Here is a 9009-nt window from a genome sequence, read left to right on the forward strand (position 1 = left end):
ACCACCTCCTCTGTTTCCTTCTTATCTCACACTTAGCTAAACGTGAAATCCTGCGAATTCATGAGCCTGAGTGAGAAAACTAAATCATATTGAGGGAGCTTAATGAAGTATCTTTAGTCTAGTATTTTATTGTTCTAATCTACAACTTTATTTTCAGTCTAATACTTTATTTTTTTTGACATTAAGAACAAAACTTTATTGAAATGTAACGATATCGCTCATTCATTTCATCACCACTCTTCAATATCTACGCAATATCAATGCTCAATTTATAAAAAGAGGGCAACCTGAATTATTCTTTCAGGCTACCCTCTAGCTGTATTACCATTTTCAAATAGTGGTTCCACACATTTTTTTACTGAGTCCACTTACCAATCAATAATCAATATTTCACAACTATAATGTTAATTTCAAAACTTTAATGTTTACTTTATAACTTTAATGTCTATTTCACAACTATAATATCACCAGACATTTATCATTCTTCTATACTTTTATATCAACAACCTACTCCACAGTAACACTCTTCGCCAAGTTACGCGGTTTATCCACGTCATGACCCAGCGCAAGAGAAGCATAATAAGACAATAATTGCAGAGGTACTACAGACAACGCTGCTGTCAACATTGGCAATGTCTTAGGAATAACAAACACTTGATCCACTGATCTAAGCAGGTCAGTCAAATGCTCTTGGTGAGTGATCGCAAGCACGTCTGCGCCGCGAGCCTTCACTTCTTTGATGTTGCTGACGGTCTTCTCAAGCACAGCTTCCTGAGTTGCCAGGGCAATAACAGGAACACCTTCCTCGATCAGAGCCAGTGTACCGTGCTTCAATTCACCTGCAGCATAAGCTTCGGAGTGAATATAAGAGATTTCTTTCAGCTTCAAGGAACCTTCTTGAGCAACTGCGTAGTCTACGCCGCGGCCGATAAAGAACAGGTTCTTGTGCTCGGAAATTTGTTCTGCATAACCTTTGATCGCTTCTTTTTGAGCTAGGATCTCTTCCACTTGCTCTGGTAGAGCTTGCATAGCTGCTAGAATCTTAGCCACTTGGGCTTCGGTTTGTGTACCGCGAACTTCAGCCAAGTAAAGAGCAAACAATCCAAAAGCAACCAATTGTGAAGTGTAGGCTTTCGTCGAGGCAACAGCAATTTCTGGACCTGCCAAGGTTACTAACACATCATTCGCTTCACGAGCAATAGAACTGCCCACTACGTTTGTGATTGCCAGAACATGTGCACCGTTAGCTTGCGCTTCACGAAGAGCTGCCAAAGTATCTGCAGTCTCACCGGATTGGCTGACAACGATAACCAAAGTTTCCGGGGTCACGATTGGTGAACGGTAACGGTATTCCGAAGCAATATCATTCTCTACTGGAATACGAACCAATGATTCGATCATAGTACGTCCTACCACACCAGCGTTGTATGCCGTTCCACAAGCAACAACTTGGATGTTACGGATGTTCTTAATTTGTTCTTCTGTGATGTTCAACTCCGGCAAAATAACCTTGTTGCCTTCAGCATTAATACGACCACGCATAGTGTCGCGGTAAGCCTTAGGTTGCTCGTGGATTTCTTTCAACATGAAATGCTCGTAGCCGCCTTTTTCTGCGGTAACTGCATCCCAATCGACAGTAATCATTTCCCGAGAAATAAAGTTTCCTTCAATCGTCATCAGTTCGACAGCATCTCTTGTCAAGACTGCCATTTCGCCGTCGTTCAAAATATATACGTTACGGGTATATTCAAGCAGTGCAGGAATATCTGACCCGATAAAGTTTTCTCCTTCGCCAAGACCGATAATGAGCGGGCTTGCTTGACGCACAGCCACCAATTTGTCTGGTTCATATTCAGTCAGGACGCCTAATGCAAAAGCACCGCGCATGAAGGTAATCGCTTTTTGCACTGCTTTCACGATATCTCCGTCATATTCGCGAGCAATCAGGTGTGAAATAACTTCTGTATCTGTTTCGGAGACAAAGTGGCATCCGCCAGCGATCAGCTCTTCTTTCAGATCCAGATAGTTTTCGACAATACCGTTATGAACGACCGAGAACTTCATGCTGTTATCCGTATGTGGATGGGAATTCTCATCGGATGGTTTACCGTGAGTTGCCCAGCGTGTGTGTCCGATACCTGCGCTACCTGCCAGTGGGCTGCCTTCCAGCTTCGACTGCAGATTCGCCAACCGGCCTTGTGCTTTCACTACTTGCAGTCCTTCATGGGTGAATACAGCTATACCAGCGGAATCATATCCCCGATACTCCAGCTTCTTCAATCCTTCAACCAAGATCCCCTGCGAATTCTGATTACCAATATATCCTACAATACCACACATTATTATTTCCCCCGTCCGAGTTATCGTAATGTGGCGGCATAAGGAAAGAAACGTGCCGTGCGGCATGTTTTTGAGAAAAAGCAAATATTCTGTTGTATTTTTGGATCAACAAAATAAACTGTCACTTACATCTTATGTTCATGAAATGCACAGCCTTCTTCTCTGCCGTGGCAGAACTAACGTGTTTCTTTACGATGCGCGCACACATGAATTTTATATTTCTTATGCACCCATGAAAACGTTGTGTGAAAGGTCGCCCTTCCATTTTCCGTCTCCATTTACGGCTCTGGTGCATCACCGGGAGGTCCCCGCCGAACATTTCGAACACCTCCACCTCGTCAGCTTACGTCTGCCGTGATCCGTTCAAGCCTTGTCTACATAACCATGTAGCAGCTTTCCCTTCTCCCCCGCGCTCGACCAAGCTCTGGCGCTTGCTATTGCAAACCTCACAATCCCCGCTTTCCTTCTAGAATGACACTTAATCTATTATATGCACCTTACATTACTTTGGCAATGCTGCACCAACCTAAATTTCACAAATCCCTGTTCAGACGATCTATTCAAAAATAATAAACACCGCTGTAAGGAGTACGAATCGATCGTACTCTCTACACCGGATATATAGTTATGACAATGAATTATACCAATTCGCGTTGAACAACTTCTACAATTTGATTCACATAAAGATCTAGATCTGCCTTATCAGGCCCCTCTGCCATGACACGGATTAGAGACTCCGTACCCGACGGGCGTACAAGCACACGGCCATTGTCGCCTAACTTTCCTTCTACTTCAGAGATAGCTGCTTCGATAGCCTGGTTGTTAGGATAATTGGTCTTATCCTGTACACGAACATTGACCAGCAACTGCGGGTATTTCGTCATCATGCTCTTAACCTCGCTAAGCTGCTTACCTGAAGCTTTAAGCGTATCTACCAGCTGGATAGCCGTCAGAATACCGTCACCTGTTGTATTATAATCAAGGAAGATAACATGTCCAGACTGTTCTCCACCTAGATTAAAACCACCACGGCGCATTTCTTCCATCACATACCGGTCGCCTACAGCTGTTTTAGCAGTGTTGAGGGATAATTTCTCGGTAGCCTTGTAGAATCCGATATTACTCATAACCGTTGATACGATTGTGCTATCCTTCAACTTACCAGCACGATTCATTGCATCCCCACAAATACAGAGAATAAAGTCTCCGTCCACTTCATCGCCTTTATTGTCGATCGCAATCAATCGGTCAGCATCTCCGTCAAAAGCAAGTCCCAAATCCGCACCATGACGTAATACTTCCTCACGCAAAGTCTCTGGATGTGTTGAACCAAATCCAGCATTAATATTCAACCCATCAGGCTCAGCACCAATAGAAATAACCTCAGCGCCTAGCTCTCTGAACAATCTTGGTGCAAGTTCATACGCTGCGCCGTGAGCACAGTCGAGTACAACCTTAATTCCCTTGAAATCTTGAGAAATGGTTGTCTTCAAATACTCCAAATAGAGGTACTTGGCGTCATTATCAACCGTAACCATGCCCAAACCAGAGCCGATAGGACGAGGTAATTCATCTACTTCAGCATCCATTAGTTCTTCAATGCGCAGCTCAGTTTCATCCGTAAGCTTGAAACCATCTCCGCCAAAGAACTTAATGCCATTATCTTCAACCGGATTATGCGATGCCGAAATCATGACCCCTGCATCTGCCTTTAATAATCTCGTAATATAGGCAACAGCAGGTGTACTCACCACACCTATACGGATTACATCTGCCCCAATAGACAGCAAACCAGCAATAAGAGCCGATTCAAGCAATGGTCCGGAAATACGTGTATCCATCCCAATGACAACCTTTGGTTTATGCACGTTACCCGCCAGTACATATCCTCCACAGCGACCAATGCTATAAGCCATTTCTGCAGTTAATTCACGGTTTGCTACTCCCCGCACACCGTCAGTTCCAAAATACTTCCCCATTATTTTTCTCCTTTGAATACGCTACATTAGCTTAATGTTCTATCCTATGATTTGAATACTATTTTGGTGTACCTTTGGGACATATCCTAAAAGACGTATTTCAATAAAAGGTTATGTTCCCCCTGTACCTACAGGATTTTCGGAATTCGTACTTGTGTTAGTTGTGCCATTATTCTCTGGACTGCTATCCGTGGGGACAGGCGTCGCTGTAGCTCCAACTTCTCCGCTATGGGTAGGCCTCTCAGTGGCCTCCTCATCGCCTATAACAGGTTCAGAGCTTGGCTCAGGAGTAGTTACACTACCCGTGTCTGGATGAGGCGTAGGCACCGGCGTTGCAGGTGACAGCAACTGTACAGTTACCGTAAGAGGCACACTTGAATTAGCCAGTGCGATGAATTTAGGCAGTGATACCCGTAAAGAAACCTCGTGAGTCCCGGCAGTAAGGCCAGTCACATCAGCCACAACACCTATATCGTCTTTATTTAGTTGATTTAGCAAAGCAGGTGCACCTGTTAAGGTAAGGGCTATATCCTTGCTTGTTGGATTAACAATACTTCCTTCTAACTCATCACCGACACCCTGTAACTTGATGGGTACCGCTTCAACCGTACGCTCGGCAATTTCTGAGATCGTTAATGAAACGTTCACAGTTTCAGGCATTACTTTCTCAGTTCCTGCCGGAGGCTTCAGTTCTACCTTCAGCTGCTTCGTTCCTGCAGAATCTATAGCGCTAAGATCTACACTAGCTTCATAGGTAGATAATGTAGCTAATGCATTAGCTTGACCATATACCACGATTGATTCCAGCTCAGGTGTCACATTTGATAAAACGAGAGAACCCGGAAGTTGTCCGGTAAAGCCGATATCCAGCGGCAAGCTCTTAAAAGGCAAGGTAATTGGCAATTCCACCGAAACGGTAGCCGGCTCAATGACGGCATCCTTCACTTCTTTTCCTTCATTATCATAAGCATGCAGCTTCAATTTCTTCTCTTTAAAGGTTTCGTTCTCGCCATTTAGCTCAATGGTGCCTTGTACCTTCACCACTTTGCTCAACTGATTATCTGGCAGCGTAACCTCAACAGTATCCGTAGGCTGCAAGACAGGGGTACCTAATTGATACCCCGCTGCTTGTTCTCCCTTGGTTACCAATGTTATGGGAAAAGACTTTGTATTTCGCAGCTCTACATGTACGTTGACCTCTTTAGGAGTCATTCTAACAAGAGTTACACCTCTAGGTAATGAATAAGAAAGTGGCAACGTATTATCTCCAGGCTCAACCTTACTTAGATCAAGGGTCACTTTATAGTCGTCCGAGAACTGAAAAGAGATATCAGAGTTTTTCCCCTTAACCTCCATACTGACACTATCTACATCCTTGTATTCCAGTACAAATTTATCTTTATCTAGACCGATCTCTTCGATCTTCACATTCTCAATAATTTTCGATTTAGTATCGACCGTGGTCTGTCCAACAGGTGCAGTGTCGATACGAACCATAGTAAACAGTATGATCCCAAATGCAAGGGCTAGAATCTTATTGAAATTGTTATTGCTCATCCACTTATCCATGATTTTTGTCCCCCTTCCGTTTCCAGAAAGTTGAACCTTTCTCCTTCAGCGATGAACTTACACTCAGCTCTTGATGGAGCTTCGAAATCATTGATTCTTCTTTAATGTCTCTCACAATTTGACCATTGATGGCCAGAGAAATCTGTCCTGTCTCCTCTGAGACAATGACAGACACAGAGTCCGCAACCTCACTAATCCCGATAGCCGCACGATGTCTTGTCCCCAATTCCTTGCTAATAAAAGGGTTCTCGGACAAAGGTAAATAACAAGCAGCCGCGGCGATCTGGTTCCCCTGCATAATAAGGGCTCCGTCATGCAGAGGGGTGTTAGGTATAAAGATGTTAATCAGCAACTCAGAGCTGACTAGAGAACGCATGGCAATACCCGATTCCGTATATTCATTGAGGCCTGTCTCTCGCTCGAATACGATTAATGCCCCTATTTTTCTATGTGATAAATAATTTACGGCTTTAATCACTTCGCCAATTAATTTACTGAGCTCTTCATCACTTTCCCCAGCCCGTCCGAAAAATCTGCCTCGTCCAAGCTGCTCCAGTCCCCTTCGTAGTTCCGGCTGAAAAATAATAAAGACCGCCAGCACCCCGAATGTAAACATTTGATTCATTAGCCATTTGAGCGTATAGAGGTCTAGGATGGTACTCACAGCCCAGATCAAAACCAGGACCAGAATCCCCTTCAGCAGCTGAATCGCTCGAGTTCCGCGCACCATATTAAGCACTTTATAAATAATGTAGCTGACGATCAGTATATCAACTATATCTTTAATGGAATCTTTCCATGTTAAGTCTGTAAAATAACTCATTGCCTAAAACCCCCGTCATTTCATATTAGCTGGGTTTATGTAAAATGTCTGTTAGATCTATATCATATCTAGGTTATAACGTTCGGGCTCCAGTTGCAAGTTTAGTCTCCCACCCATTTTCTAAAATCCCTAAATTCAGGCAACAAAAAAGCGCCATCTTTCCGGAAAAAGAGGCGCAAAATAATATTCCAGCTCAAGGTAACCACTGTCGCTTTCTTTAACGGTAGGCAACTTCAGAGAACATGTTCGTCACTTTATACCAGAGCCAACTTACCGCTTGGTCTATGCTTTTAACTTGCCCAGAAATATGAGCCGTTGAAGCTTGATACAGAGAACCGTCAATGACTGTTACGTTGCCGTTCACTTCCCCATATACCTGTGCTTTACCATTCTCTATGGTAAGGTCACCGGTAATAATCTTGCCGGAAGGTACGATTACAGTATCCCCTTTGATAACCACTTGATCCAGATCTGCACCTCTCACTACAAGTTGTCTATCTGGACTCCAAAAAGTTACGGAGCTCATCAGCATTACGACAAGAAACAAAGATGCCGCTGTAAGTGCAGGGTGTCTCTTGATCCAGGTAACAAAAGCTTTTTCTTTCTTGGTCTTTGGCAATGAACTCATTATCCGGCTCACAAGATCATCTGAGGCAACAGGATTCTGATGCATTAGGGAGAACATCAACATATCTGTCTGTTCTAATTCTTTAAACTTTGCACGGCAATCTGGACAGGATAGAAGATGCTCCTTCAACTCCCTCTGCTGCTGATCGGGCAAGTCGTCATCCAAGTAGTCGTGCATCATAGAGACGGCCAGTTTGCATTCCATAGGAGCCAATCCTTTCATGAGTGCTATTTAATTATCCTTAGACAAAGGGTCAGGACACATAAGACTTGCTTAACTTACATACGTTGCTCTCCAGAAGATGTTTCATAAAAAAAATCTATTTTTACATTTTCGGGGCTAATTTTTTACGTAAAAACTCACGACCTCGGTGTACACGTGTCTTAATCGTAGTTACAGGCATGTCGAGCACATCACTTATTTCCTGAAGCGACAAATCCTGCAGGTATCTAAGAATCATTACAGACCTGTATTTCACAGGCAGACTGTCAATAGCCTCGTAGATTAGCCCCTGCGTCTCAGAGAGCAGTAATTCGGTCTCAGGTGTCACATTATCACTTGGAATCAACGAATAGCCGTCAAGGCCCTCCTGATCGTTCATATCTGCATCGAGCGAATAGGTTGGTTTCCGTTTGCGTAATCTATCAATACAGAGGTTCGTTCCAATCCGATAAATCCAGGTAGAGAACTTCTGTTTATCATCATACCGATCCAAGTTTCTATACACACGCAAAAAAGTCTCCTGAACAATATCCTCCGCCTCATGGCGATTGTTCAGCATCCGGTACGCCAGATGATATATTTTGTCTTTATATAGTTCCACAAGCTCGGCAAATGCCCTTTGGTCGCCTTTTAAGGCGAGCTTTGTCAATCTGCCTTCCAAATTCTCCACCTGTTAACTCCCCCAGACTTGCCGCCCTTGGTATTTATTTTCAAATATCCACGGTACAAGCAATTAAATCGTAATTCAAGTTTGTGTAAAAATCAAGGATTGTATTGTAACCTTCTCTGTAAACTGAGTTAAAAATTGGACAACTTGGTGTAGATGATTAAGTGCAACTCCGAGAAATCTTTGGACTTCCGGTCGCTGTTATTGTCAGATTTCCTGATTTGAAACCGCTGTTCGCGGTAGAAATCTGCCAACAAAGGCGATCGCTAACGCTCCTACAGTTCCAAACATTCTCTACGCTGCTCCATCACCTGAATAAAAAGTGCCACACTATTTACCTCCGCTTACATCTCGGTTACTTGGGTAGGGACTGAAAGATCAATATTGGGCATAGCACCACAATATTTATTTTTCAGGACAAAAGAATCACTTCGCAGCACAATAATTAGTCTATGAGCGTAGTAGCTCGTATTAGGCACAAAATCACCCCGTCGGTGGAATAGACTTCTGTTAGTTTAAATTTGTCGCATACGGAGCAGACATTGTTGTATTTTCCGCAGGGTTTTCGGTGATTTGGCGAGTAAGAACTCCAGTGTAGGTTGAGGATTTCACTTTGATGGAACGAGCTATAGGGAAAACCTCCCTATAAATTAGGTCACAGCTGTTTTATGACCAAGTTATACGGAATTCTGGACCTCTGTCAAGAAAGTAGACACCATTAAACTGCCTTTCTCTTATTAAATTGCGCAGCAAACCGTACCGGCGAAAGATAGCCTAGCGC

Annotated in this window: 6 protein-coding genes; all 6 read right to left on the reverse strand. The window is 43.5% G+C overall.

Annotated features, from left to right (window positions below; translation table 11 throughout):
• Window positions 1-507 precede the first annotated feature (507 nt).
• Window positions 508-2340: a glutamine--fructose-6-phosphate transaminase (isomerizing) gene (gene glmS, locus UQ64_RS23205; RefSeq protein WP_060625810.1), complete on the reverse strand. Its 1833-nt coding sequence runs from the start codon at window positions 2338-2340 to the stop codon at window positions 508-510.
• 638 nt (window positions 2341-2978) lie between these two features.
• A complete protein-coding gene (glmM, locus tag UQ64_RS23215) occupies window positions 2979-4319 on the reverse strand; it encodes a phosphoglucosamine mutase (RefSeq protein ID WP_060625812.1) in 1341 nt (446 codons plus the stop codon).
• 111 nt (window positions 4320-4430) lie between these two features.
• Window positions 4431-5888 carry a CdaR family protein gene (locus UQ64_RS23220; RefSeq protein ID WP_060625813.1) on the reverse strand — a complete coding sequence of 486 codons (1458 nt, stop codon included), beginning with the start codon at window positions 5886-5888 and terminating at the stop codon, window positions 4431-4433.
• Window positions 5881-6711, reverse strand: coding sequence for a diadenylate cyclase CdaA (gene cdaA / locus UQ64_RS23225; RefSeq protein ID WP_060625814.1), 831 nt, complete (start codon window positions 6709-6711; stop codon window positions 5881-5883). The genes UQ64_RS23220 and cdaA overlap by 8 nt, the downstream gene beginning before the upstream one ends.
• 217 nt (window positions 6712-6928) lie before the next feature.
• Window positions 6929-7543, reverse strand: coding sequence for a zf-HC2 domain-containing protein (locus UQ64_RS23230; protein ID WP_060625816.1), 615 nt, complete (start codon window positions 7541-7543; stop codon window positions 6929-6931).
• 121 nt (window positions 7544-7664) lie between these two features.
• Entirely contained in the window at window positions 7665-8231 is a 567-nt protein-coding gene (gene sigW, locus UQ64_RS23235; RefSeq protein ID WP_060625815.1) for an RNA polymerase sigma factor SigW, read from the reverse strand.
• Window positions 8232-9009 lie beyond the last annotated feature (778 nt).

The sequence above is a fragment of the Paenibacillus etheri genome (genome assembly GCF_001012825.1).
Lineage (GTDB): Bacteria > Bacillota > Bacilli > Paenibacillales > Paenibacillaceae > Paenibacillus_AQ > Paenibacillus_AQ etheri.